This window comes from Streptomyces sp. NPDC088197, from assembly GCF_044741185.1.
GTDB lineage: Bacteria > Actinomycetota > Actinomycetes > Streptomycetales > Streptomycetaceae > Actinacidiphila.
The window spans coordinates 125,773-149,001 of record NZ_JBIUSD010000012.1; the positions used below are offsets into that span (position 1 = coordinate 125,773).

General features: G+C 73.0%; 15 protein-coding genes. 7 read left to right on the plus strand and 8 right to left on the minus strand.

Translation table 11 applies throughout. The features are described from left to right. Positions 1–36 precede the first annotated feature (36 nt). Positions 37–1,659 carry an XRE family transcriptional regulator gene (locus tag ACIOC1_RS26165; protein WP_401856526.1) on the minus strand — a complete coding sequence of 541 codons (1,623 nt, stop codon included), beginning with the start codon at positions 1,657–1,659 and terminating at the stop codon, positions 37–39. 264 nt (positions 1,660–1,923) lie between these two features. Here ACIOC1_RS26165 and ACIOC1_RS26170 point away from each other — a divergent pair, with 264 nt between their 5' ends. From ACIOC1_RS26170 to ACIOC1_RS26185, 4 genes are all read left to right on the plus strand, one after another. Beyond that, positions 1,924–3,159 (plus strand): hypothetical protein, encoded by a 1,236-nt coding sequence (locus tag ACIOC1_RS26170; RefSeq protein WP_391045830.1) that lies wholly within the window; start codon positions 1,924–1,926, stop codon positions 3,157–3,159. Positions 3,160–3,267: 108 nt separating this feature from the next. Continuing rightward, positions 3,268–4,167 (plus strand): acyl-ACP desaturase, encoded by a 900-nt coding sequence (locus ACIOC1_RS26175; protein ID WP_401856527.1) that lies wholly within the window; start codon positions 3,268–3,270, stop codon positions 4,165–4,167. Continuing rightward, positions 4,164–5,015: an alpha/beta fold hydrolase gene (locus ACIOC1_RS26180; RefSeq protein ID WP_401856528.1), complete on the plus strand. Its 852-nt coding sequence runs from the start codon at positions 4,164–4,166 to the stop codon at positions 5,013–5,015. The genes ACIOC1_RS26175 and ACIOC1_RS26180 overlap by 4 nt, the downstream gene beginning before the upstream one ends. A 279-nt stretch (positions 5,016–5,294) precedes the next feature. Further along, a complete protein-coding gene (locus tag ACIOC1_RS26185) occupies positions 5,295–8,843 on the plus strand; it encodes a discoidin domain-containing protein (RefSeq protein ID WP_401856529.1) in 3,549 nt (1,182 codons plus the stop codon). A gap of 65 nt (positions 8,844–8,908) precedes the next feature. Here the strand turns inward: ACIOC1_RS26185 and ACIOC1_RS26190 are convergent, their stop codons facing one another. Further along, positions 8,909–10,369, minus strand: coding sequence for a SpoIIE family protein phosphatase (locus ACIOC1_RS26190; RefSeq protein WP_401856530.1), 1,461 nt, complete (start codon positions 10,367–10,369; stop codon positions 8,909–8,911). A 281-nt stretch (positions 10,370–10,650) separates the two neighbouring features. Here ACIOC1_RS26190 and ACIOC1_RS26195 point away from each other — a divergent pair, with 281 nt between their 5' ends. Beyond that, positions 10,651–11,850: a cytochrome P450 gene (locus tag ACIOC1_RS26195; protein WP_401856531.1), complete on the plus strand. Its 1,200-nt coding sequence runs from the start codon at positions 10,651–10,653 to the stop codon at positions 11,848–11,850. 34 nt (positions 11,851–11,884) lie between these two features. On the opposite strand, the gene ACIOC1_RS26200 is transcribed toward ACIOC1_RS26195, so the two are convergent. The 4 genes from ACIOC1_RS26200 to ACIOC1_RS26215 all read right to left on the minus strand — a co-directional run bounded on the left by ACIOC1_RS26200 (position 11,885) and on the right by ACIOC1_RS26215 (position 17,210). Next, the gene (locus tag ACIOC1_RS26200) at positions 11,885–13,768 is read right to left on the minus strand and encodes an ABC transporter ATP-binding protein (RefSeq protein WP_401856532.1); all 1,884 of its coding nucleotides are present in this window, start codon (positions 13,766–13,768) and stop codon (positions 11,885–11,887) included. Then, a complete protein-coding gene (locus tag ACIOC1_RS26205; protein WP_391163166.1) occupies positions 13,765–15,480 on the minus strand; it encodes an ABC transporter transmembrane domain-containing protein in 1,716 nt (571 codons plus the stop codon). Before ACIOC1_RS26205 ends, ACIOC1_RS26200 begins: the two co-directional genes overlap by 4 nt. 40 nt (positions 15,481–15,520) lie before the next feature. After that, a complete protein-coding gene (locus tag ACIOC1_RS26210; protein ID WP_401308348.1) occupies positions 15,521–16,420 on the minus strand; it encodes a response regulator in 900 nt (299 codons plus the stop codon). Between the two features lie 130 nt (positions 16,421–16,550). Continuing rightward, complete coding sequence (locus ACIOC1_RS26215) at positions 16,551–17,210, minus strand: TOPRIM nucleotidyl transferase/hydrolase domain-containing protein (RefSeq protein ID WP_401308351.1); 660 nt, start codon at positions 17,208–17,210, stop codon at positions 16,551–16,553. A gap of 364 nt (positions 17,211–17,574) precedes the next feature. Between ACIOC1_RS26215 and ACIOC1_RS26220 the strand changes: the two genes are divergently transcribed. Next, entirely contained in the window at positions 17,575–18,522 is a 948-nt protein-coding gene (locus ACIOC1_RS26220) for an isoaspartyl peptidase/L-asparaginase (RefSeq protein ID WP_391045845.1), read from the plus strand. Continuing rightward, positions 18,519–19,349, plus strand: coding sequence for a M55 family metallopeptidase (locus tag ACIOC1_RS26225; protein ID WP_355341672.1), 831 nt, complete (start codon positions 18,519–18,521; stop codon positions 19,347–19,349). The genes ACIOC1_RS26220 and ACIOC1_RS26225 overlap by 4 nt, the downstream gene beginning before the upstream one ends. Before the next feature lie 169 nt (positions 19,350–19,518). Here ACIOC1_RS26225 and ACIOC1_RS26230 read toward each other — a convergent pair whose 3' ends face one another. Both ACIOC1_RS26230 and ACIOC1_RS26235 read right to left on the minus strand, forming a co-directional pair. Then, positions 19,519–21,336, minus strand: a complete 1,818-nt coding sequence (locus ACIOC1_RS26230; protein WP_401856533.1) for a hypothetical protein — start codon at positions 21,334–21,336, stop codon at positions 19,519–19,521. 497 nt (positions 21,337–21,833) lie between these two features. Beyond that, the gene (locus ACIOC1_RS26235) at positions 21,834–23,216 is read right to left on the minus strand and encodes a carotenoid oxygenase family protein (RefSeq protein WP_401856534.1); all 1,383 of its coding nucleotides are present in this window, start codon (positions 23,214–23,216) and stop codon (positions 21,834–21,836) included. Positions 23,217–23,229: the final 13 nt, after the last annotated feature.

Here is a 23,229-nt window from a genome sequence, read left to right on the forward strand (position 1 = left end):
CCCGTTCCCGGCGGCGGCCGTCCGTCGCGGCGGCGGTCACGCCCGCTTCGCGGCGCCGCCGGCCCTGACCCGCGACGGCAGCCGCAGCCACCAGGACGCCGCGGCGCGGGTCTTGGAGGGGATGCGCAGGTCGCCGGAGACGCGCCGCAGGAGATCGGTCTCGCCGCTGATGCCGAGCCCGTAGACGGCGGCGGAGGCCGCGCGCCCACCGGCCGGGCGGGAGGCGCCGCCGGCGGCGGGGGCCAGCGCCAGCGCGTTCTCCCAGAAGGACCGCGGGCTGACCCCGCCCATGTGCGCGAGCGCCGACGTGGCGGCCCTGACCACCGCCTCCGGCAGGGTGGGAGCGAGCGCCAGCCGCTGGACCAGCGGCCGTTCCGCCGTACCCCCGACGATCCGCAGGGCTTCGAGCAGCCGCCCGGCGAGCGTGACATCGCGGGCGACGGCCAGCCGGGACAGCTCGTACGACATCGCGGCGGCCACCGGCGCCCGGTAGGGGGTGGCCGCGACCATCATGGCCGCGTACAGGCGCATGTCGAAGACCGGGTGCAGCAGCATCTCGCGGACCAGCAGGGGCAGCAGCGGGTCCGTGAAGCGCGGGATCTCGCGGGAGACGGCCGACAGGGCGGAGGCGGTGACGCGGGCGGCGATGTCGGAGCCGTACCGCTCCCCGGCACCGGTACGGGTGCGGGCCGGGAGCGACGGCGGCGCGCCGTCCAGCATGCGCGACACGACCGCGGCGAGCGCGCGTTCCTCCGCCTGGCGCCCGTCGGCGTCGTACGCCACCTGCTTGACCAGCCGGGCGAGCACGGCCGACTGCGGCCGGTCGAAGTGCTGGAGCCGGACCTTGCGGACGCAGGCCAGCAGCGCGCCGAGGAAGGCGCTGTCGTTGGTGGGCCTGGCCAGTTGGGCGAGCACGCCCGAGGCCGCGTCCGGGTGCGCGCTGGAGTCCAGGAGGCAGACCGGTTCGAGGAAGACCTGGTTGTGGGCGTCCGCCGCCCAGGCGATGCACGCCGAGACCGCCGCCACCTGACCCGAGGGGTGGCCGAGTACCCGGTTCAGCGCCTCGTGCCGCTGCTGCCAGGCCAGGCCGTCGGAGACCAGCGACTCGGTGAGCAGACGTTCGGCCAGGGCCGTCCAGTCCCGTGAGCGCAGCCGCAGTTGGGGGTGGAGGACGAGCAGCACGGTCAACTCGTCCCAATCGGCCCCGGTGACCGGCGCGTCGTCCAGGGCGCGGTCCAGGAGGGTGTCGACCCGCCGTTCCGCCGCGCCGAGATCGCCCGGCGCGCGGGCCAGCAGCGGTACGGCTCCGGCGGACGGGGCCGCGTACCGGTGGAGGATGTCGATGGTGGCGGTCAACTGGCCCGGCGGCAGACCGAGTAACTGCTCGTAGCGGCGGACCGCGGAATGGCCGACCCTCGTCACGCCGGTCTCCCAGCGGGAGATGGAGCTGACGCTCACCTGCGCGGGCCAGGAGCCGCCGTGGAAGGAGCGGGCGAAGGAGTCGCCCTTCGCCCAGCGCGGTTCGCGGCCGTAGAGCCGGTTGACCCGCAGCAGCCACGCGGCGCGGTCCTGGGTCGTCGGCAGCGGGGCACGCGCGGGGACGGCCGACCGCCGCCGTCCGACCGATCCGTACGGCCGCCCACGCGTGCTGTTCGCCATCGCCACCCCGGTGATCCCTACGCGTCGCGTATTTATTGCAGTGCCCCCCGGCCCGCGCAACGCGCAGTCACATTAGACCCGGCCGACCGTACTGTCGCCATAATCCGGCCAGTCGCGGGAGGGCGAGCCGGATCGCCGGGGCGCACAAAGGGGGCGCGCGCCCGGAACACGCTGTGCGCACAGCGCCTCACCCGACAATTCGGCACGGAATTTCGCACAGGAACACGCAACAAGCGCCACGCACCACCCGAGACAGGGACGCCCATGGCTACCAGCCTGGCTCTTGCCGGAAAGACATTCGACATCTTCACCGCGGAACCCATTCTGCTGTCACGGATCAACGCGAGCCCTCGCCGGTGGCTCTGGCTCTGCGGAATTCCCGTCGTGACCATCGTCCTGCTCTTCGAGTTCTCCGGTCTGTACGGCGCGGTGACCATGCCGCACCTGGGCGGGCAGCTCTGTTCCGACCTGGCCCAATTCCTCAGGTTCGACCGGCCGGACTGCCGACGGCACGCGTCGGCGGGAAATCGGTTTCCGCTCCTGCGCGACCTGCTCTCGCTGAGCGCGATCGTCATCCTGCTGATCACCCCGGCCCTCGTTCAGCGGCAGTGGTCCGCCTTTGAGAACCTGCTGCCGGGAATGGAACGCGACGGATCGCTCACCGTCCCGGCGAACGCCGCCGCGCGGGCGCGGATCCACGCCGAGATCGACCGGACCAATCTGCGATTTCGCCGAATAAGGAATCTGGCGCCGATCATGATCGTCGGTTCGTTCGTCTGCGTCTTCGTCATCTCGCTCAGCGAGAAACGCCTGGGCATCTACTACGCGCTGGCGCCCGCCGGACAGGCGCACGCCTGGGGCAGGGCCGCGTACGCCAACTGGTGGGCGAGCTGGCAGACCTCGCCGGTCGGCGCCATCGTCTACCTCACGGTGGGCACCGCGGGCGTCTACTGGATCGCGGTCATGAACTGCGCGGGCAGCCGCGTACTGCTGTGCCTGTGGCGGCTCCGCGGCGACCTGCACTACGGCGTCGACCCGGCCAACGCCGACGGCAGTTTCGGCTGGGGCCGCGCCCGCGCCGTCCTGGTGCCGACCTACACCTCGATGGCCCTGCACGGCTTCGCCCTGATCGCGGTGGGCATCTCGCTGCCGTTCCCGTGCAGCGTCGTGGTGCTGATCCCGGTGGTCGGCCAGTGGCTGCTCGCGCTGCCCGTCTACACCGGGCTGCCGCTGCTGCTCACCCGGCGCTGGGTCCGGGGATTCAAGCGGCGGGAGGAGGCCCGGCTGCGGATCGCGCTGCGGCGGCTGGAGGCCGACCGCGCCGCTCTGCTGGCGGCGGGCCGCTACTTCACCGAGTGCGAGGCGCTGAGCGGGCGCCTGGCCCGCGTCCGCGACATCCGGTCCTTTCCCTTCAACCGGCCGCGCGACATCGTGCTGGCCGCCGCGAATCTCCTCGCCACCGCCGGTGGCGTCTACTCCCTCTTCCTCGTCTGGTACTGACCAGCCGTCACCTCTCCTCGGCCCGCCGTCACTTGGCACCGGCTCGACGTCACTTCGCACGGACTCGGTCGCACCGAACAGCCCGCTCCACATCCGTCTGGGGGATTCATGCGCAAAGACCAGGAAAACCAGCTCCAGGAAGTCTTCGACGCCTACGCGCTCACCTGGGGACCGGTGCAATGGCGCTCGCGAGTCGCGGCCGTCCGCCGTACCGGGAACGACACCTTCGCCTCGATGCTGTACGCGCTCGCGGCCGTCGAGACCGATTCCGCGCTGATGCGCAGAAAGGTGCACGCGATCCGGGGCGACCGGGCGAACGCGCTCGCGCAGTTCAACATCCTGTGGCTGGCGGAGGAGGCCGAGCACGGTTACGCGCTGCGCGCCGCGGCTTCGGCGCTCGGCACTCCGAGGAAACCGTCGGCGGTGCGTCGCAACACCCGTCACATCCGCGCACTGGTGACCTGGCCGACGCTGTACGCGGCCGGTCTGCTCATGCCGCACATCCAGGCGATGTACTGCGTTCTGGGCGCGATGCAGGAGTACATCGCGCTGACGACCTACCGGCGGATCGGCGAATTGGTGGGAGATCCGGCACTCGACGATCTGCTGAAGGCGATCGCGCGCCAGGAGTCGCACCACATGAAGTTCTACCGCAATTGCGCGCTGATCCTGCTGGAGGAGCCGGGCGCGCGCAGGACCGCGCGGCTAACGATGCCCACGCTGTGGCGTCCGCCGGGCATCGACCTGCTCGGCCTCGGCCAGTGGCTCGACGTGTTCGGCCCGCTGCTGCGCGACCCGGTGTACGCCGACCGGCTCGCGCGGGCCGACGCCGTGCTCGGCGACCTGATCGAGGACCACTCGGTGACGCCGATGACCTCCTTCCTCGCCAAGGCCGGACCCCGGCTGCACGCGGCGGCGGACACCGCCCCTGCGCCCGCCTGGAGCACCGCGGTCCGCCTGCCCCTCGTCGGGGCCGCCGACCGGTCCGTCGGCGGGCGGCGCCGATGAGGTCGTTCCGCTCCGGCGGCTGGGAGTTCCCGGTCGGCGACGCGGGGCCGCGCGACGGCGAGCCGGTGGTGCTGCTGCACGGCTTCCCCGCGGGCCCGGCGTGCTGGACGCGGGTCGCGCGGGCGCTGGGCGCGGCGGGTGTACGGACGCTCGCCCCGCTCCAGCGCGGGTACGCCCCCGGCGCCCGCCCGCGCCGGGCGCGCGACTACCGGCTGCCGCTGCTGGTCGAGGACGTCCTCGGCCTGCTGGACGCGGCGGGCCTGGAGCGCGCGCATGTCGTCGGGCACGACTGGGGAGGCAGTGTGGCCTGGGCGCTCGCCGAGCGGGCGCCGGACCGGGTCGCGTCACTGACCGCCGTGTCGATGCCGCACCCGGCCGCCCTGGGCCGGTCGCTGCTGACCAGCCGTCAGGCCCTGCTCTCCTGGTATCTGCTCTTCTTCCAACTCCCCTGGCTGCCCGAGGCGGTGATCACCCACGACCGCGGGCACACCGGAGCGCGCTGGCTGCGCCGGCTCGGCCTGGAGGAGGCGACGGCCCTCGGGTACGCGCGGCGGTTCGTGACCGACCGGGCCGCGCTGACCGGCGCGCTCGGCTGGTACCGGGCGCTCCCCCGCGAGGCGGCCCGCGGGCTGCGGGCCGCGCCGGTGTCGGTTCCCACGCTGTTCGTGTGGGGAACGGCGGACGCCGTGATCAGCGCGCGGTCGGCGTGGCTGACCGAACGCTGGGCGGCGGGACCTTACGCCTTCCACCCGCTCGTCGGCGGCACGCACTGGCTGCCGGAGCAACGTCCGGACCTGCTGGCCGAGTTGATCCTCGGACAGCTCGCGAACCACCCCGCCGTCCGCTGAACCGGACCCGCCGCGATCCGGAAAACAGGCCGACTCCGACCCCAAAAACCGTTATCCATACGGGCGTTGGCTCCGGCGCTGTCACGGGGATTGACACTGTTCAGGCGTTGCAAGAGACTCCCACGGAGAGCGCTCTCCGCCGTCATCTCCGGCCATTGTGCGACGAGTCCGGAGCAATTCGCAGCCGCCACCGTGGATGCCGCCGCCTGCCGCCCGTCGCCCGTCCGGCGACGGCCTCCACGGTGATCAGAGTCATCACACCCCCACGTGGAGATGCACATGAGCCTCCTGTCCACATTTCTGAGGTCCGTCAGACGGCGCAGACCGCTGGTGGCCGTCGCCCTCGCGGCGGCCCTGGCGACCGGCGGTGCCATCGGCACCACGACCGGTACCGCGCACGCGGCCGACACCCTGCTGTCCCAGGGCAAGACCGCCACCGCCTCCTCGACCGAGAACGCGGGCACCCCCGCCTCGGCCGCCGTCGACGGCGACGTCGGCACCCGCTGGTCCAGCGCGGCCGGTGACCCGCAGTGGCTCCAGGTCGACCTCGGCGCGTCGGCGACCATCAGCTCGGTCAGCCTCAACTGGGAGACCGCGTACGCCACGGCCTTCAAGATCCAGGTCTCCGACACCGGCACGACCTGGACCGACGCCTACTCGACCACGACGGGACCCGGCGGAAAGCAGACCCTTTCCGTAAACGCTTCCGGGCGCTATGTCCGGATGTACGGCACCGCGCGCGCCACCGGATACGGCTACTCCCTCTGGGAGTTCCAGGTCTACGGCTCGACCGGAGCCGCGGGCGGCACCTGCGGCACCGCCAACGCCGCGCTCAACCACCCGGCCACGGCGTCCTCCACGGAGAGCGCGGGCACCCCCGCCTCCGCGGCCGTCGACGGCAACGCGGGCACCCGCTGGTCCAGCGCGGCCGGTGACCCGCAGTGGCTCCAGGTCGACCTCGGCTCCTCGCAGGCGGTCTGCAAGGTCGGTCTCACCTGGGAGGCGGCCTACGCGACCGCCTTCAAGATCCAGGTCTCGGACAACGGCACCACCTGGACCGACGTCTACTCCACCACCACCGGCACCGGCGGCACCCAGAACCTCACGGTCAGCGGCACCGGGCGCTACGTCCGGATGAACGGCACCGCGCGCGCCACCGGATACGGCTACTCCCTCTGGGAGTTCCAGGTGTACACCACCGGGGGCGGCGGGACCGGCGGCGGCACCGGGGGCACCACCACCCCGCCCACCAACGGCGGCGGCGGTGACTTCTCCGGCACGGTGATCTCCGCCTACAAGCAGGTGTCGGCCTCGTCGTACGAGGGCGGCAACGCCCCGGCCGCCGCTCTCGACGGCCGTACCACCACCCGCTGGTCCAGCCTCTCCACGGACAACGAGTGGATCCAGGTCGACCTCGGCAACATCGGCAAGATCAGCGGCATCGTGCTCAACTGGGAGTCGGCGTACGGCAAGGGCTACCACATCGACGTCTCGGACAACGGCACGGCGTGGACGCCGATCTACACCACGGCCAACGGCCCCGGCGGCATCGAGCGGCTGCCCGTCACCGGCCAGGGCCGCTACGTCCGGCTGACCGGCACGGCCCGCGCCACCGGATACGGCTACTCGCTCTGGGAGTTCCAGGTCTACGGCACGGTGGACAACTCCACCGCGACCCCGCCGCTGCTCTCGGCGCCCACCAAGGCCCCGGCCACGCTCAACCAGTTCGCGCTGTCCGCACCGGCCGACAAGGCCATGGTCACCAACACCCGGCGTCCCGCGCTGAGCTGGGCGGCCGTCGGCGGCGCCGCGCACTACGAGGTGTGGCTCAACATCAGCCGCACCGACTACGACTTCACCGCGTCGGGCAATCTGCTCGACCTCTACACCAAGGTCGCCGAGCCCACCGGCACCACCTACACGCCGAGTTGGGACATCACCGACCGCTGGACGTACAAGTGGTTCGTCGTCTCGGTCAGCGGTTCGGGCGCGAAGACCACGTCCAACATCCGCACGTTCAGCGTCTATCTGCCCGACGTCAAGCAGGCGGCCGACGGCATCAGCATCATCAACGGCGCGCGGGACCTCAACAAGGACGGCTCCATCGAGCCGTACGAGGACTGGCGGCTGCCGGTCGACACGCGGGTCGGTGATCTCCTCGGGCGGATGACGCTGGAGGAGAAGGCGTTCCAGATGTTCTACAACGTCCAGTCGTACCCGATGTCCGGCTGGCACTTCGGACCGGCGCAACCCGCCGACCTGGACAACGTCCTGAAGTCCACCGCTGCCACCCGGCTGGGCATCCCGCCGGTCTCGGCCGGTGACACCACCGCCGGTTACCAGACCACGTATCCGTTGCAGAGCACCCTGGCGGCGGGCAAGGACTATCCACTCGACTACAAGCTCGGCGACATGCAGCGCAAGGAGGAGCTGGAGGTCGGCGCGCGCGGCACGCTGTCCCCGCTGGCCGAGGTCGGCACGAAGGTGCTGTACCCGCGGATCCAGGAGGGCGGCGGCGAGAACGCCGATGTGGCGGCGGCCCAACTGCGGGCGCTGGTGGCCGGTTTGCAGGGCGGCCCGGAGCTGAACCCCGGCTCGGTGCTCGCCACCGTCAAGCACTGGCCCGGTGAGGGCGCGGGCGGCGAGGCCGGCATCGTCTACGACGGGGTCACGATCAAGTACCACATGATCCCGTTCAAGGCCGCGATGGAGGCGGGCGCGGTCAACATCATGCCCGGCTACGCGGGCAGTTCGTATCTCGACCCGGGCGGTCCCGGCGCGGGCGACAGCGCGAAGATCCTCACCTACCTGCGGCAGAATCTCGGCTACACCGGTCTGATCACCACGGACTGGCTGCCGTCGACGGCCTGGATCAACGCGGCCAACGCGGGCTCCGACGTGATGGGCGGCGCCGACCCGGGCGCTGCCGACTTCACCATGGCGAGCTTCGAGAACAGCGTGCCGCTGGCCCGGATCAACGACGCGGTCACGCGCATCCTGAAGCTCAAGTTCGAGCTGGGCATCTTCGACCACCCGTACGGCGACCCGGTCAACGGCCCGTACCGCTTCCACCAGCCGAGCTACACGGCGCTGGCCAACCAGGCGTCGCGGGAGTCCAACACGCTGCTGAAGAACAACGGTGTGCTGCCGATCAGGCTCAACTCCGGTGACAACATCGTGGTCGCGGGTCCGCGGGCGACCGACGGCGCCGCGTGCTGCATCTGGTCCAGCTACTTCCACCCGGACTACGGCTCGCTGACCGTGCTCGACGCGATCAAGGCGAGAGCGGCGACGGCCGGTGTCAACGTCTACCAGGACACCGGACCGGCCCCGAAGCTCGCGGTCGTGGCGGTCGGCGAACCGTCGTACACCCACGCCACCTCGTGGCCCGACACCCAGCCGTATCTCCCGGCGGACCAGCTCGCCCTCATCCAGAATTTCAAGAACCAGGGAATTCCGGTGGTGGTCGTGCTGACCCTGCCCCGACCCATCGTCATGAGCGACTGGAACAACCTGGCCGACGCCATCGTGGTGACCTACCGCGGCGGTGAGGAGGTCGGACCGGCGACGGCCAGCCTGCTCTTCGGCGACTACACCCCGCGCGGCAAGCTGCCCTGGCAGCTGCCCAGAAGCCTCGACCAGGTGCTCAAGCCCGGTGGCGGCGACAATCAGGCGGACGCCAACGAGGCGTGGGACCTGCCCTACGACCTCGGTGCCACCGCGGCCGAGCGGGCCGACATCCGGGCGAAGATCGACGCCGGTCAGACGGTGCCGACGACGTACGGGAATCCGCTCTACCCCTACGGTGCCGGTCTGACGAGCTGGTAGACCGCACCGGTTCGTGAGATCGCAGCGCCCCCCGTCGGCTCCCGCCGACGGGGGGCGCTGCCCGTTCAGGCCCCGCTCAGGGCCGGGACGTGCTGCTCGACCCAGATCGTCTTGCCGTCCTCGCTGTAGCGCGTCCCCCAGCGGTCGGCGAGCTGCCCGATGAGGTAGAGGCCGCGGCCGCCCTCGTCCAGGAGTTGGGCGTGCCGCATGTGCGGCGAGGTGTCGCTGCCGTCGGAGACCTCGCAGATGAGCCCCGCGTCCCTGATCAGCCGGAGCGAGACCGGGCCGCGGGCGTGGGTGACGGCGTTGGTGAGCAGTTCGCTGACCACCAGTTCGGTGGCGAAGGCGTGGTCGGACAGGCCCCACTCCTCCAGCCGGGCCATGACCGCGGCGCGGGCGGCCGGGACGCTCTCCGGGAGCGCGGGGTACTCCCAGCTCGCGACGTTCGCGCCGTCCAGGGTCCTGGTGCGGGCCAGCAGCAGCGCCACGTCGTCGTCGTGTTCCGCGGGCAGCCCCGACCAGACGCGGTCGCACAGCGCGTCGAGGCTGTCGGTGGCGGGCAGCAGGGCCCGCGCGAGGGCGGCGACGGCCGCGTCGGTGCCCTGGTGGCGCAGGTCGAGCAGGCCGTCGGTGTAGAGCGCCACGACCGTGCCCTCGTCGAGGGTGAGGGTACTGCTCTCGAAGGGCGTGCCGCCGACGCCGAGCGGCGGATTCTCCGCTAGCCGCTGGAATTCCACCCGGCCGTCCGGGTGGACGAACGCGGGCGGGGTGTGGCCCGCGCTGGCCACCGTGCACTGCCGCGAGATGGGGTCGTAGACCATGTACAGGCAGGTGGCGCCCAGCTCGCGGTCCGCGTCGTCGTCGGCGAGGCGTACCGCCAGGTCGTCCATGCGGGAGAGCAGTTCGTCGGGCGCGAGGTCGAGGTCGGCGAGGGTGTGCACGGCGGTACGCAGCCGCCCCATCATCGCCGCGGCGTGGATGCCGTGGCCCACCACGTCCCCCATGACGAGCGCGACCCGGGTGCCGGACAGCGGGATCACGTCGAACCAGTCGCCGCCGACGCCCGCCGCGGTGTCGGCGGGCACGTAGCGGTAGCTGGCGTCCACGGCGCTGTTGCGCGGCACCTTGTGCGGCAGCAGGCCCTGCTGGAGCCCCAGGGCGATGTCGCGGCTGCGGGTGAGCTGCTGCGCCCTGACCCTGGCCTGGCTGATCAGGACGGCGACCACGGCGGAGGCGGCGAGGAACGCCAGCTTGACCAGCCACAGGTCGGTGCCCTCGGTCAGCCAGTGCCGCAGCGAGGCGTACATCGCGACGGTGAGGGCGCCGAGGACGGCGGTGACGGTGACCGAGTGCACCGCGGCGGCCAGAAAGGGCACGACCGCCAGGGCCAGCCCGAAGTGACCGTCGGGGGCGGTGCCGACGATGGCGGAGCCCGCTCCGACCAGCACGGCGGAGGGCACGACACGCGCGACGCGAGCGAGCAGGCGGCCGGATACGTTCGGCCCCCCTGCGTACACGACGTCCATTCCGGCCCACTTTCGGTTCGGCACGGCGCTGTCCCGCAGCCCGAGCCCATGACAAAAGCCTACGTCACAGACGTATCGGCTGATCCTGGACAGCGGTGGGGCGGGAAGATACGCGGGATACGGATGAGGCGCGCGCCGGTGCCAGGGGCGGGATCGCGCCGATCTCCCGGCGGGAAGCCCCGAACACGCGGTGCGACGGCCCGTGACGCCGTAGCGTCCCCTCGGCACGCTGCCCAGCCTCCGGCCGGACTCCCGGCCGCTGTCCCCCGGGGAGGACACGTATGACCACGGACGCCGTCGTCGATCTCGGCGCGCTCGGCGAGGAGTTCAGACGCGACCCGTATCCGGTCTACGCGGAGCTGCGCGCGCGGGGGCCGGTCCACCGGGTGGTGATCCCCGAGGGCCACGAGGCGTGGCTGGTCGTCGGGTACGAGGCGGGCCGCGCGCTCCTCAACGACGCCCGGCTGTCGAAGGTGTGGTCCAACGCGGCGCCGGAACTGGGCGTGCGGACGGTGGCGTCCGGCCTGTCCATGCTCAGTACCGATCCGCCGGTGCACAGCAGGCTGCGCAAGCTGGTGGCGCGGGAGTTCACCCCCCGCCGGGTGGACGCGATGGCGCCGCGGGTCCAGGCGCTCGCGGACGGCATGCTGGACGCGATGGCGAAGGAGCCCTCGCGCCGCGGCGACCTGGTGGAGTCGCTGGCCTTCCCGCTGCCGATCTCGGTCATCTGCGATCTGCTCGGCGTGCCCTTCATGGACCGCGAGCAGTTCAGGACCTGGTCGAACATCGCGCTGTCCACCTCGTCGGCGCGGGCCAGGGCGGACGCGGCGGACGCGATGAACGACTTCCTCGTCCGCCTGGTCGCCGACAAGCGCGAGCGGCCGGGCGACGATCTGATGAGCGCCCTGATCCACACCGCGGACGAGGACGGCGATCGGCTCAACGCCGAGGAGCTGCTGGGCATGGCCTGGGTGCTGCTGGTCGCGGGCCACGAGACCACGGTCAACCTGATCTCCAACGGGGTCCTGGCCCTGCTCACCCACCCCGAGCAGCTCGCCGCGCTGCGCGCCGACCCGGAAGGTCTGATGGAGGGCGCGGTCGAGGAGATCCTGCGCTACGACGGCCCGGTGGAGACGCCCACCTACCGCTTCTCGACCGCTCCGGTCGAGGTGGGCGGCACGGTGATCCCCGGTGACGGGCGCCTGGTGCTGGTCGCGCTCGCCGACGCCGACCGCGACCCCGCGCGCTTCCCCGACCCCGACCGCTTCGACATCCGCCGCGACGCCCGGGGCCACATCGCCTTCGGGCACGGCATCCACTACTGCCTGGGCGCGCCGCTGGCCCGCCTGGAGGCCAGGATCGCGCTGCGCGGCCTGCTGGACCGCTTCCCCGGCCTGGCGCTCGACGCGGACCCGGCCGGGCTCGAATGGCGCGGCGGCCTGCTCATCCGGGGTCCCGAGCGGCTGCCGGTGCGCTGGTGACACCGCCCCCGAGTCGCCCGCCGGTGACGGCGGGCTACTCGCCGTGCCAGGAGTGCCACAGCGCCGCGTAGCCGCCGCCGGCCGTGACCAGCTCGTCGTGGGTGCCCAGCTCGGTGACGACCCCGGCCTCCATGACGGCGACGCGGTCCGCGTCGTGGGCGGTCTGGAGCCGGTGGGCGATGGCGATGACGGTGCGGCCCTCCAGCACGGTCGCCAGCGCGCGTTCCGTGCTGCGGGCGGTGGCCGGGTCCAGCAGGGCGGTGGCCTCGTCCAGGATCACCGTGTGCGGGTCGGCGAGGATCACCCGCGCCAGCGAGAGCTGCTGCGCCCTGGCGCCGTCCAGGTGGCGGCCGTCGCCGCCCAGGCGGGTGTCGAGGCCGTCGGGCAGGTCGTCGGCCCAGCCGGTGTCGACCGCGTCCAGCGCGGCGCGCAGCTCCTGGTCGGTGGCGGCGGGCCGGGCGATCAGCAGATTGTCGCGCAGCGTGTCGCGGAAGACGTGGTGGTCCTGGGTGACCAGCACGATCTGGCGGCGCAGGCGGTCCGGCGGCAGGTCGGCGACCGGCACCCCGCCCACGGTGACCGAGCCCGCCCGCGGCCGGTCGATCCCGGCCAGCAGCCTGCCGAGCGTCGACTTCCCCGCGCCCGAGGGACCGACGACGGCCAGCCGCTCCCCCGGCCGCACGTCGAGGTCCACGCCGTGCAGGATGTCGCCGACGTGGTCGTAGGAGTAGCGGACGCCGCTGACCTCGATCCGGTCGTCGGCCGGCACCGCGTCGGGGTCGGTGCGCGTACGCGGCAGCATGTCCAGGCCCTCGACCCGCGCGTACGAGGCGCCGCTGCTCTGCAACAGCTCGACCCGCATCAAGATCGTGTCCAGCGGCCCGACGAGCTGCCGCAGGTAGACCGCGGAGGCGACGACCGTGCCGAGCGAGACACCGCCGTGGTCGTACAGCGCGCCGCCGACGAGCAGCACGCCGAGGACGGGCAGCGCGTACGAGATGTCGACGCTCGGGAAGTACACCGAGCGCAGCCACAGGGTGCCGAGGCGGGCGCGTCCGGCGCCGGCGATGGCCGCCTCCGCCGTGGCGATCCGCCGCTCCTGGAGGCCGAGGGCCTCGACGGTACGGGCGCCGCCCGCGGTCGCCGCGAGGACTTCGGCGAGTACGGAGTTGGCCGCGCCCTCGGCGAGGTACGCGGTCCGCGCGCGGCGCAGGTACCAGCGGGTGGCGACCGCGATCACCAGCAGGCAGGACAGCCCGCACAGGCCGAGCAGCGGGTCGAGCACGAGCACGGCGACGATGATGAACAGCGCCTGCATGGTGGCGATCAGCACGGTCGGCACGTCGCTGCGCAGCGTGGTCGCCACGACGTCGATGTCCGTGGTGCCGCGCGCCGCGAGGTCGCCGGTCGGCGCGTGTTCCACGACGGCGGCGGGCAGCGCGAGCGTACGGTCCACGAAGCGCTCGCGGATCCGCGCGGCGGCGCGCTCGCCGAACTGGGCCGCGAGGTTGAGCGCGTACCGCGACAGCACGGTCTGGACGACCGTGGCGACCACGATGGCCACCGCCAGCCGGTCCACGGTGGACACCGCGGCGTGGCCGGTCGAGCCCCTGACCGTGTCCACGATCCGGCCCAGCAGCCACGGGCTGACGAGGCCGGCCGCGGCGGCCAGCGCGTTGAGGCCGAGGACCGCGGAGAACGCGCGCTTGTCGGCGGCGAGCTCGCCGACGGCGGCGCGCCGCACCCGCTCCCGGTCGGCGACGGGGAGCGCGGCGGACAGGGCGGCGGGCGCCTGCCCGGCGGGCGGCTCCCCCGGCGCGGTCAGGACTTTGGTACCGGCGGCCGGGCGCGGGACGGGGACGCCGTCCCGCCGGGACGGCTCGGTGTCCGCCGCGGGCGGGTCGCTCGGCGCGGTCATCGGATCGCCTCTTCCTGTGCGCCGCGCGAGACCAGCGCGCGGTAGCCGGGCTCGGTGTGCAGGAGTTCGTGGTGCGGGCCGACCGCGACCGCGCGCCCTTCGACGAGGTAGACGACCTCGTCGGCCCGGTCGAGCACCAGCGGCGAGGTGGTGGTGACCACCGTCGTCCGGCCGGTGCGCGCGGCGCGCAGCCCGGTGGCCATCGCGGCCTCGGTGTGGGTGTCCACCGCGGAGGTGGGTTCGACGGCCAGCAGCACTTCGGGGTCGGCGCAGACCGCGCGGGCCAGCCGGAGCCGCTGGCGCTGGCCGCCGGAGAGATTGCGGCCGCCCGCGCTGAGGGAGGAGTCGAGGCCCGCGGGCAGCGCGTCCACGATGTCGGTGGCCGCGGCCGTGCGGATCGCGGCGCGCACGGTGGCGTCGTCCGGGTCGGCGCGGCCCGAGACGGCCTCGCGGACGGTGCCGCTGAAGAGCGCGGCATCGTTGTCGGCGACCAGGACGCGCTCGCGTGTCTCGCGCAGCGCGACGGTGTCGAGCCGCAGGGCTCCCCACTCGGCGTCGGAGGCGGCGAAGCGGCCGAGCCGTTCCACGACGGCGGCGGTGTCGGCGGGGCGGGCGGAGGCGAGTGCGGTGAGGACGCCGGGGCGGACGACGACGCCGGAGAGCGGGTCGCGCAGCGCGGCGGGCGACGGCGGGGCGGCCACCGGGTGCGCGCCGTCGGACTGTTCCGGCGTCAGGGCGAGGAAGCCGGTCACGCGGCGGGCGGCGACCAGCGCGCGGGCCACGTCGTTGCCGCCCTCGATGAAGAAGAAGACCGGGACGACGAGCATGGCCGCGTAGCCGTACACCGCGACCAGTTCGCCGATGGCGAGCGAGCCGTCGGCCGCCATGCGCGCGGCGAGCCAGGTGACCAGGGCGAGGAAGAGGGCGGGCAGCCCGACGGCGAGCGCGCCGACCCAACTGGTGACGGAGCCGACCCGGTAGCCCTGGTCGCGCAGCGCCTGCGAGCGGCGGCGGTAGCGGGCCGCGTAGACGTCCTTGCCGCCGAGGCCGTTGAGCACGGGCAGCCCGGTCGCCACGTCGACCAGCAGCGCGGTCAGTTCGCCCTGCTCGTCGCGGTAGCCGGTGCCGACCCGCTGGAGGCGGCGTTGCAGCGGGCCGACGGTGACGGCGACCATCGGCACACCGGCCAGCACCACGAGGGCGAGCAGCGGCGAGATGGACAGCAGCACGGCGGCGACCGCCAGATACGAGACGGCCGCGCCGATTCCGGGCCCGGTGACGGTCAACGACTGGGCGATCACCATGACATCGGCCATCCCGATCGCCACCACCTCGCCCGCGCTCATCCGGTGCGGCAGCGTGGCGCCCAGTTCGGTGGCCCGCCGGACGGTGGCGCGTACGACGCGGAAGGAGGCGTCCATCCGCACCTTGGTCATGGTGCGGTGCCGGGCGATGCCGATGAACGCGTTGAGCACCCCGACGCCGAACATCGCCGCGGCCCAGCCGAACAGCGCGGTGTGGTCGCGCGGTCGGAGACCGTCGTCGACGGCACGGGAGAGCAGATAGGGCGGTACGGCCAGGCCGAGCATCCACACGGTGCCGAGGGTCGCCCCGGCCGCGACCCGGCCGGGCTGGTTTCTGACCAGCCACAGCAGGAAGCGGACAGGGCTTCGGATGTCCCCCGGGGTGGGTGGGGAGAAAGTGTCGGCCATTCCCGCACCCTATGCGGGGGTGCGGGACGGGTCCGAGCGGTTATTCGCCGGGCGCGGGCAGCGTGGCGGAGGTCTCCAGGAAGAAGGCGTCGATGCGCTGCACGGCCTCAAGGAAATCGTCCAGATTGACCGGCTTCGTCACATACGCGTTGGCGTGCTTCTGGTAGGCGTCGGCGATGTCGTCCGGCGCCGCCGAGGTGGTCAGCACGACCAGCGGAATGGAGCCCAATTCGTCGTCGTCCCGCAGGACGGCGAGGAATTCGCGGCCGTTCATGCGCGGCATGTTGAGGTCGAGCACGATCAGGTCGGGGCGCTCGTGCTCCGGGTCGCGCAGGTACTCCAGCGCCTCGATGCCGTCGCCGACGTGCGAGAGCTGCCGGGTCATGCCGCCCTCGGACAGCGCGTCCTCGATGAGCAGGGCGTCCGCGGGGTCGTCCTCGACCAGCAGGACGCTGTATGTGCGGCGCGGGGTGAGGGCGTTCATCGGGTCGCTCCTGATCATGAGGGGCCTCGAGGGGGGATTCGAGGTGAAGACGAGTCCTGGCCAGCGCCGCCGGGCGCCCTGCCGGGTGATGCCCCACGCCTGGCCGAGCCGCGGGTAGTTCGCGCCGAGCCGGACCGCGGCCGCGGCCTCCTGCGCCGCGCACCGGTCGACGGCACGCATGAGATGGGCCAGCACGCGCAGCCGGTTCAGCGGCGCGGCGGCGGGCTCGGGGTCCTGCCCCCACGACGTGTCGCCCGGCGCCAACTCGTCGAATCGCGCGGCCAGTTCACCGACGAGGTCGCGTACGGCGGCGTCGGTCAGGCCGGTCATGGCCCGCTCGACGGAAGCGGTGGGCTCAGCGGCTCGACCGGGTCCCGCGGCCTCGGCGGGAGGGGCGGGGACGGCCGCGGACTGCTCCCGGCCGCCTGGTTCGGTGGCCGTCACGGGGATCGGCATGCTCCGCATCCTAGGGAGGAGATCGACATCATGACAACATTGGTTGTCGAGGGGCGCGGGCGCGGAGGGCGTGCGGACGCGACGAATCCGTCACTGTATGCGCGACTTTGTCCGCCGGGGCGGTGCGCGGTCAGATGTGCGCGAGCAGCCCGTCCAGCGGGCGCGGGACCTGGTGCGGCTCCAGCGCGTCGACCAGCGCGTGCGCGTACTGCGACTTGCGTCCGCTGTGGGTGCCGATGAAGCGCCGGAGCTGGCGGTCGACCGGGCGCTCGCGCTGCGCGGGCTGCTTCTGGAAGATCCGGAAGGAGCGCGCCTCGCCCAGTTCGGCCGCGACCTCCCGTACCGCGTCGGTGCCCAGGGACCGGATCAGCTCCTCCTCCAGGTCCGCGACGCAGACGTGGAAGCCGAGCGCCTCCATCTGCGGACGGTCGCGGGGCGAGCCGACGCCCGCGCGGTCCAGGGCGCGCAGGAAGTAACCCTCCTCCGCCTCGTCGCACAGGCCCGCCAGCGCCAGGTCGAGCCCTTCGGGGCCGACCAGGCTCAGGAAGCGTCCGATGCTCATGGCGCCGCCGAGCGGCACGACGACCGTTCCCTCGGCGGCCAGGTCCCGGCCGCGCCGGACCGCGAGTGCCTCCACCGCCGCCTGGTCGCTGGTCCCCTCGACCAGCACCGCGGTCCTCACGTGCGTGGCCGCGGCCAGCTCGCGCGCCGCCGCCTCGGCCGCCGCGGCTCCCGTACCGCCCGCGGCCCACTCCACCACCGCCAGGCCGAAGCGCGTCATCGTGTCCACGCGGCCCAGTCTCCCCCCGGTGCGCGGCGGGCCCCGCATGGTTTTTCACGGCGGACGGCGGCCCCGGAGGGGTCCCGGCGCGGTCCTGGTCGGAGCGCGGGCGGAGCGCGGGCGGAGCGCGGGCGGAGCGGTCCCGGTCGGAGCGCGGTCGGAGCGCGGGCGGAGCGTGGGACCGGGGTCCGCCCAAGGTCCCTTCACCGGTCCCGGCGAGGCCGGGTACCGCGGCGCGGGCGGCTGGTGCCAGACTGCGCAGACGTCCGGCGCTGCGTAGACGCGGGCGCGTATACGCAGGTCGGACGGGCGAAGCGGCGGGAACCCCCATACGACGGGGGCTCCGGCCGGTCAGGCACCGGACAGGAGGAACATGCCCGAAGCGGTGATCATCGGCAGTGAGCGCAGCGAGGTCGGACTGCCGACCGGGATGGACGTGCTGCGGCGCGGCGGCTCGGCGCTGGACGCGGTCGAGGCCGCGATGCGCCGCTGCGAGGACAATCCGGCGGACCATTACGTGGGCACCGCGGGACTGCCCAACGCGCAGGGCGTGGTGGAGCTGGACGCCTCCCTGATGCTGGGCTCCGGGCGGCAGTTCGGCGCGGTGGGCGCGCTCAAGGGGTACCCGAACCCGATCTCGGTGGCCCGCGCGGTGCTGGAGAGACTGCCGCAGCACAGCCTGCTGGTCGGCGAGGGCGCCGCGCTGTTCGCGCGGGAGTGCGGCTTCGACACCGCGGACCTGCTGACCGACGCCTCGCGCGAGCAGTGGCGCAAGCAGGTCGCCGACTCCCAGGAGTCGGTGGAGGGCGAGAACACCGCGGCGACCGACGGCGACGCCCGCTACCGGGAGAGCGCGCTCGCCCTGATCCGCCGGCTGGCCCCGCACGACGGCCCCTGGGGCACGATCAACATCATCGCGCTGGACGCGTCGGGCGAGATGTGCGTCGGGGTCTCGACCTCCGGCTATCCGTACAAGTACCCCGGCAGGGTCGGCGACTCCGCGCTGCCCGGCGCGGGCAACTGGTGCGATCTGCGCTCCGGTGGCGCCGCCTGCACCGGCCGCGGCGAGCTGAGCATGCGCGGCGGCACCGCCCGTACGATCGTCGACCTGCTGGCGGCGGGGCTCGATCCGTCCGACGCGTGCCGGGACGCGCTCGCCGACGCGGCCACCCTGCCCGACGAGTTCCGCTCCGAGCTGCGCGCGCTGGCCCTGACCCCTGACGGCAGGCACGGCGGCGCGGCCGGACAGGAGGGCAGCGTCTACGCGTTGATGACCGACGCGTCGACCGAGCCCGAATTCCGCCCCCGGACCGTGCTGTGAAGATCTTCGTCTCCTCCGACATGGAGGGCACGGCGGGCGTCGTCGACTGGTCGCAGTGCCGTCCTGGGCAGCCCGAGTACGCGTACTACCGCACGCTGCTCCAGGCGGAGGTCAACGCCTCGATCGAGGGCGCGGAAGCGGGCGGCGCGAACGCGTTCCTGGTCAACGACTCGCACTCCACGATGGCCAATCTGCGCCCGGACGAACTGGCCGGGCGGGCCCGCTATCTGTCCGGCCGCCACAAGCCGCTGTACATGATGCAGGGCCTGGACTCCTCGTACGACGGGGTCTTCTTCGTCTCGTACCACGGCTCGATGTCGGGCGAGCGGGCCACGCTGTCGCACACGTACAACCCGGCGGCGATCAGCGAGGTGCGGCTCAACGGGGTCGTCGCGGGCGAGAGCGGGATCAACGCGCTGGTCGCGCTCGGGCACGGGGTGCCGGTGCTGCTGGTCACCGGGGACGCGACGACGGCCGCCGAGCTGGAGCCGTTCTGTCCCGGCGCGGTGGGCGCGGTCGTCAAGTCGTCGGTGTCGCGGTTCGCGGCCGACAGCCTGCACCCGGAGGAGGCGCGCGAGGTGATCCGGGACGCCGCCCGCAGGGCGGTCGAGGGGCTGCCGTCGGCGGCCCTGCCGGACATCGCGCTGCCCGCGACGCTGACGGTGCGGATGCGCAATCCGGACCTGGCGGAGATGGCGACCTGGATCACGGGCGTCGAGCGGGACCCGGCGGACGCGGTGACGGTACGGATGACCGACGAGGATCCGGTGCGGCTCTACCGCACCTTCGTGACCGTCGTGCTGCTGACGCGCGGCATCGCGGAGTGACGACGGCGGGGCCCGGTCGTCCGGGCCCCGCCGTGTCCGCGCGGGTCGCGGGCCGTCAACCGCCCACGGCCTACTGGTTCGGAAACCCGCGCCTCGGAAGCTCAGGTCTCGGAAGCTCGCGCCTCGGAAACCCGCGCCTCGGAAGCCCGCGCCTCGGAAACCGGGCGCCTCAGAAACTCAGCGCCGAATCGCGCACCACATAGGCGCACTCCGTGTAGATGTAGCCGCTGCGGAGCTTGACCGTGTCGCTGCCGGGCGTCGCGGAGTCGCCGGAACTGGTCGACTTGTGCAGGAAGTACGTGGTGCCGACCGGCAGATTCAGCGTCTTCTTCGGGTAGTTCCTGCCGCTGTTGTTGCACGCCGAGGTCTGCGCCGACGCCTGGCTGGAGTACGTCTTGCAGGCGCCGCAGCCCTTGAGCGTGAAGCTGCCGGTCACCGGTCCGGTGAACAGCACCTCGACCTGGTCGGGGCTGTCGTTGCTGACCGTCACGGAGATGCTGCCGCCGGAGTCCTCGGTCGGCATGCGCTTGCCCGCGGCGGGCACCGTCACGGCGACCTCGGCGGCGATGGCGAGCTTCTTGGCGTACGCGGTGTTCTTGTCGCGCGGGTACTTCTTCACGAAGTCGCGGATCTTGTCCAGCGCGCTGCTGAAGTCGCCGCCCTTGTACTCGTGGACGGCGCAGGTGTAACTGCCCGACTGCACATAGGTGTCGGCCCGGCGGGCGTCCTTGTCGAAGGCCGCGGCCACGCCCGCGTCCCCGCCCTTGAGGTTGCCCGCGCGCACGCCGAGGGCGCGCACCTTGTCGGTGGCCGCGCACGGGTCGCCGCCGTTCAGGTCCCTGGCCGCCGCGTCGATGGTCGACTTGAAGGCGGGCTCGACCTTCGCGGCCTGCGGCGACTTGGGATACGTGGAGAGCAGGTCGCTCAGGTACCCGTCCTTCGCCTCCGCGCCGCTCGCGTCGGCCAGGTCGGCCGTACCGCACGCGTACAGCGAGGTCGCGAGCCGGTCGTCCGGCCATCCGGTCAGCGTGCCGAGGGCCTTCCTGTCGAAGTGCTCGGGCACGGTCCGCAGGTACTTCAGCGGCTCGATGGCGTCGCAGTACCTCTTCTGCTCGTAGGGCGTGCCGACCGCCGTGTAGTACGTGGTCAGCCGGTCGGGTACGCGCTTGGCGGCGCGGGAGCCGCCGTGGTGGTCGCTGAGGTCGCGGTACGCGGCCAGCGCCGTGGTGTAGTCGGTGCGCGCCTCGTCGAACGGCTTGCTCTTGGCCGCCTGGACGAGCTGGTCGGCGGTGTCGAGCCGGTCGAGCAGCATCTTCTGGGTGGCCTCGTCGCGCGCGCCGTCGTAGTAGACGACGCCGCCGACGGGCGCGGCGAGCAGCACGAGGCCGAGCACGATCGCGACGGGCGTCCGCGGCGGCCAGGACAGCGGGGTGCGCAGGCCGCGATAGGCGCCGTGCGCGGCCGCGAGGACGAGGAAGACGGCGTAGGCGACGACGACGCCGCCGGACACGCCGTCCGCCGTCGCGGGCAGCGCGACGAAGAGCAGGACGCCGGTCGCGACCAGGCAGGCCGCCGTGGCCAACCAGCGGCGGGTCAGCGCGTAACCGATGCCGAGGCCGCTGAGATTGAGCAGGCCGACGGCGACGGCCCGCAGCGCGTTCGCCGGGGCGGGCGGCGGCGCCGGTGGTGCGGGCGGGCCGGCCGGGAACCCGGGCGCGTAGCCGGACGGATATCCGGACGGGATGCCGGGCGGCGCGGCGGGCTGCCGCGGCAACCAGGCCGGTGGCGCGGGCGGCGGCGGGGGCCCGAAGCCCTCCGGCGCGCCGCCGCTCCCCGGTGTGCCGCTGCCGCTCGGCGTGTCGCCGGCGCTCGACGTACTGCCCGCGCCTGGTGTGCCGTCAACGCCCGGCGCGTCGGCGCCGTCCGGTCTCCCGACGCCGCCCGGCGTACCGCTGGCGTCCGCTCCGTCCCGCTGGTCCCAGGTCATGGCGAATTCCCCCCTGCTCCTGCGCGGACGGGATCACCGCCCGTCGCGCTTCCCCACCCCACCGCGGGCGCGCCCGCGCGTCCGGCCGCTGGAGGACAAGACGCGGGTGCCGACGCGGCAGTTCCCGCTCGGCGCCGGACATGCGCGTACCCGCCCGTGCGGTATGCGTGCTCTTCTGCGCGTGCGCGCACAGCTCCGCGTGCTGCTGTACGTGCCGCTCCGTGTACGGCCAGTATCGGGGGCCGGGGGCATACGCCACAAGCGAGTTGGATCACACCCCGTGCGGGGTCCCGAGGCCGACGCGGCGCAGCGTCGTGAAGGCGAGGGCGACGGACGCGGCCAGAAGACAGACGGCGGCGAAGGCCGCGAAGAGAACCCCGGAGCCCCAGGCGGCGACGGTGAGGCCGACCGCCGGGAAGAGGACGGGGGCGAGCCCGAGGGCGGCGGTGCGGACCGCGCGCCGCCCTCTCCCGTCAGACCGTCGCCGCTCTCCCCCGTCAGACCGTCGGCACCCAACTCCCGTGCAGGCCGAGCGGAATGGTGGCCGGGAGGTGGATCCTGGCCAGCGGGGCGGCCGTGAAGTCCTGGGCGGACAGGATGACGAGGTCGGCCGCGCCTCGGTCGGGATTGTGGACGTAGGACAGGACGTAACCGTCGTCCTCGGCCTTGGCGTGCTCGTGCGCGGGGACGAAGACCGGCTCGCTGACGGCCGCGTCCTTCGGGAAGCGGTGCGTCTGGGTGGTGCCGCCCAGCAGGTCGTGCTTGATGAGCGCGTTGCCGAAGTGGGTGTCGGGCGGCACGCCGTCCAGCGTCTCGTACGCCGTCCACATCGCGGCGGCCGTGGCGGCGTAACCGTAGCGGTGGCGGCGCGAGACCAGGCTCTCGCGGATGCGGGGGAACTCCTGCGGGCGGTCGTCGATCCGCCGCGGGCGGGCCCGGCCGCGCTCCAGGTCGATCGTCAGCCGGTCGAGCCGGGGGGTGCCCAGCGCCGAGGGGCCGTCTCCGAGGGTGCCGCGGCCCGCCGCGAAGAACGGCGCGGGGAAGGTGATGAAGTCGACGACCACCGAGTGCCCGTCGTCGTAGGCGTTGAGCGTGTGCGAGTAGTACGAGCCGGGGTCGGCCTCGAACCAGCGGACCCGGCCGCCCCGGCGCGGCATCACCCCGACCCGCGCCGGGTGCTTGTCGTTCCAGACGTACGGCACGATCGCGCCCGCCTCGGCCGCCGCCGCGTCGAAGGTCACCGGGGTGTCGAAGATGATCACATACCGCTCGGTGAGCGCGAAGTCGTGCATCATCGGGCTGTCCGCGACCGGAATCCTCGTGGTCCGTACGACCTTCCCCGTGTGGTCGATCACCAGATGCCGCACATGGTCCCAGGTCGGGTAGTACGTGATCGCGTGCAGTTCGTCCGCCCGCTCGTCGTACTTGGTGTGCGCGGTGAACGCCCCGCTGAGCGTGCCGCCGAAGTCGTACGGGCGGACGGTGTTCAGCTCCTCGTCGAGTTCGTACGGCGTCGGGCCGCTCTCCTGGACCGCGAGGACCTTGCCCTTGTACGGGATCACGTGCGTGTTGTTGGCGAAGTCGTCGTCGGGCACGGGGCCGTGGTAGGGCTCCCCCAGTTGCGCGGCGACGCCCGCCGACCTCACCCACCGGTTGCGGTACCACTCGGCGCGGCCGTCCCTGAGGCGTACGCCGTGCACCATGCCCTGGCCGAGCATCCAATGGTGGGTCCGCGGGTCCTCCAGGCCCAGCACATTGGGGCCGTTGCGCAGATAGCGGCCGTCGAGTGCGGCCGGGACGCGGCCGATCACCGGCAGGTCGAAGGCGGTGACCTCCTCGGTGGCAGGTGCGAACGCGCCCTTGAGGAAGGGGTAGGGCACGGTGCCGCGGCGC